We start from the raw sequence: 2,733 nt of genomic DNA, 5'->3' as shown, positions 1-2,733 counted from the left end.
GGTTATACCGTGCTCGATTATGCCCAGGCCGGCGTCATGGGCGATCTGACCGAGACGGCGAAGAAGGAAGGCTGGGACAAGTCGGTTCCGGCAGCGCTGCAGAAGTTCTCGGTCTATGACGGCAAGTGGGTTGCAGCTCCCGTCAACGTCCACTCGGTCAATTGGCTGTGGATCAACAAGGCTGTGATGGACAAGATCGGCGGCACCCAGCCGAAGACCTTCGACGAGCTGATCGCACTGCTCGACAAGGCCAAGGCCGCCGGCGTCATCCCGCTCGCCCTTGGTGGCCAGAACTGGCAGGAAGCGACGATGTTCGATTCCATCGTGCTGTCGACCGGCGGTCCGGAGTTCTACAAGAAGGCCTTCAACGACCTCGACGAGGAATCGCTGAAGTCCGACACGATGAAGAAGTCCTTCGACAATCTGGCGACGATCATCAAATATGTCGACCCGAATTTCTCGGGCCGCGACTGGAACCTGGCGACCGCCATGGTCATCAAGGGTGATGCGCTGGTGCAGGTGATGGGCGACTGGGCCAAGGGCGAATTCGTCGCCGCCAAGAAGACGCCGGATACCGACTTCCTCTGCTACCGCTTCCCCGGCACCGACGGCAGCGTGGTCTACAACTCCGACATGTTCGGCATGTTCAACGTCCCTGATGACCGCAAGGCTGCCCAGGTGGCGCTGGCAACGGCAACGCTGTCGAAGAGCTTCCAGTCGGCCTTCAACGTCGTCAAGGGTTCGGTGCCGGCTCGCACCGACGTTCCCGATACCGACTTCGACGCTTGCGGCAAGAAGGGCATCGCCGACCTGAAGGCAGCCAACGAAGGCGGCACGCTGTTCGGCTCGCTGGCGCAAGGCTACGGCGCACCGCCGGCCATCGCCAATGCCTATAAGGATGTCGTCTCGAAGTTCGTCCACGGCCAGATCAAGACCTCCGACGAAGCCGTCAAGCAGCTCGTCCAGGCGATCGACGACGCCCGCTGAGACCACTGTCGACTTAAAATGCTTCCCCGCCTGCTCGCGGGGAGGCGTCAGGCTCCGCGCCGATCATACGGGATGATCATGCGGGGCCGATTGTGGGAAGGAGATGACATTCCATGAGCACCGTTGCGACCACCGATCCGGTTTTGACGCCGAGACAATCGACGGCGATCTCGTTGAGGGGCCGGCTGCAGGATGCGCTGCCGAAGATCGTCCTGGCGCCGAGCTTCGTCATCACCATCATCTTCGTCTACGGCTTCATCGTCTGGACGGCCTATCTGTCGTTCACCAATTCCAAGACCTTTCCCTCCTATGCGCTGACGGGGCCACGCGCCTATCAGCGGCTGTGGCGCTGGACCTTCGAGAGCGATCCGCCGTCCTCCTGGTACACCTCGATCACCAACATGGCGATCTTCGGCTTCCTCTATGTCGGCATCTGCCTGGCGCTCGGCCTGTTCCTCGCCATCCTGCTCGACCAGAAGATCCGCGGCGAGGGGCTGCTCCGGCCGATCTTCCTCTATCCGATGGCGCTGTCCTTCATTGTGACAGGCGTTGCCTGGAAATGGTTCCTCGATCCCGGCCTCGGGCTGGAACAGACGCTGCACCATTTTGGCTGGACGAGCTTCCACTTCGACTGGATCAAGAACAAGGACTTCGTCATCTACACCGTCGTCATCGCCGGCGTCTGGCAGGCGTCGGGCTTCGTCATGGCGATGTTCCTGGCCGGCTTGCGCGGCATCGACGGCGAGATCATGAAGGCAGCCCAGATCGATGGCGCTTCCGCCTTCCAGCTCTATCGGCGCATTGTCATTCCGCTGCTGCGGCCGATCTTTCTGTCCGCCTTCATCGTGCTCGCCCATATGGCGATCAAGTCCTACGACCTGGTGGTGGCGCTGACCTCGGGCGGCCCCGGCGGCTCGGCCTGGCTGCCGTCGAACTTCATGTATGAATACACCTTCAAGCGCAACGAGATGGCCGTCGGCTCGGCCAGCGCCATCATCATGCTGATGACCATCTCGGCAATCATCGTTCCCTATCTCTATTCCGAACTGAAGGAGAAGGCGCGATGAGCAGCGTGACCTCTCCAATAGCAACCTCGACCGCACCGCTGCGGCAGGGTGGCGACGACAGGAACGACAGCAAGAACAGCAACAACACCCGCTGGATCGGCCGCACCGTCATCTACGGCCTGCTGCTGATCTTTGCCGTCCTCTATCTGATGCCGCTCTTCGTCATGCTGACCACCTCGTTCAAGACCATGGACGAGATCCAGAACGGCAACATGCTGGCGCTGCCGCAATCGCCGACCTTCGATCCCTGGGTCAAGGCCTGGGGCGAGACCTGCGTCGGCCTGACCNCGCCGACCTTCGATCCCTGGGTCAAGGCCTGGGGCGAGACCTGCGTCGGCCTGACCTGCGCCGGCATCAAGGGCTACTTCTGGAACTCGATCAAGATGGTCGTGCCGGCTGTCGCGATCTCCACCATCATGGGGGCGTTGAACGGCTATGTCCTGACCAAATGGCGCTTTCCCGGCCACACANCTGCGCCGGCATCAAGGGCTACTTCTGGAACTCGATCAAGATGGTCGTGCCGGCTGTCGCGATCTCCACCATCATGGGGGCGCTGAACGGCTATGTCCTGACCAAATGGCGCTTCCCCGGCCACACGCTGGTGTTCGGGCTGATGCTGTTTGCCTGCTTCATCCCGTTCCAGTCGGTGCTGTTGCCGATGGCAACGATCCTCGGCTCG

The 2,733-nt window shown here is 61.5% G+C and carries 2 protein-coding genes and 2 pseudogenes; all 4 read left to right on the top strand.

Going from position 1 to position 2,733, the window contains the following annotated elements:
• Window positions 1-987 (top strand): ABC transporter substrate-binding protein (locus tag BS629_RS08680; protein ID WP_077988109.1); only part of this gene is annotated, 987 nt, incomplete at its 5' end.
• Between the two features lie 113 nt (window positions 988-1,100).
• Window positions 1,101-2,054 (top strand): carbohydrate ABC transporter permease, encoded by a 954-nt coding sequence (locus BS629_RS08675; RefSeq protein ID WP_018241679.1) that lies wholly within the window; start codon window positions 1,101-1,103, stop codon window positions 2,052-2,054.
• Window positions 2,051-2,524, top strand: a pseudogene (locus BS629_RS08670) (ABC transporter permease family protein); the annotation flags it as partial. The gene BS629_RS08675 and the pseudogene BS629_RS08670, both read left to right, overlap by 4 nt.
• Window positions 2,525-2,526: 2 nt before the next feature.
• A pseudogene (locus BS629_RS08665) lies at window positions 2,527-2,733 on the top strand (carbohydrate ABC transporter permease); the annotation flags it as partial.

The organism is Rhizobium leguminosarum bv. viciae USDA 2370 (genome assembly GCF_002008365.1).
Classification (GTDB): domain Bacteria; phylum Pseudomonadota; class Alphaproteobacteria; order Rhizobiales; family Rhizobiaceae; genus Rhizobium; species Rhizobium leguminosarum.
The sequence above is the reverse complement of the archived record's forward strand: the minus strand, read 5'-3'. Positions and strand labels throughout refer to the sequence as shown.

Excerpts from the sequence above, each read along its gene's own strand:
- BS629_RS08675 (WP_018241679.1), top strand. The coding sequence starts at position 1,101 with ATGAGCACCGTTGCGACCACCGATCCGGTTTTGACGCCGAGACAATCG.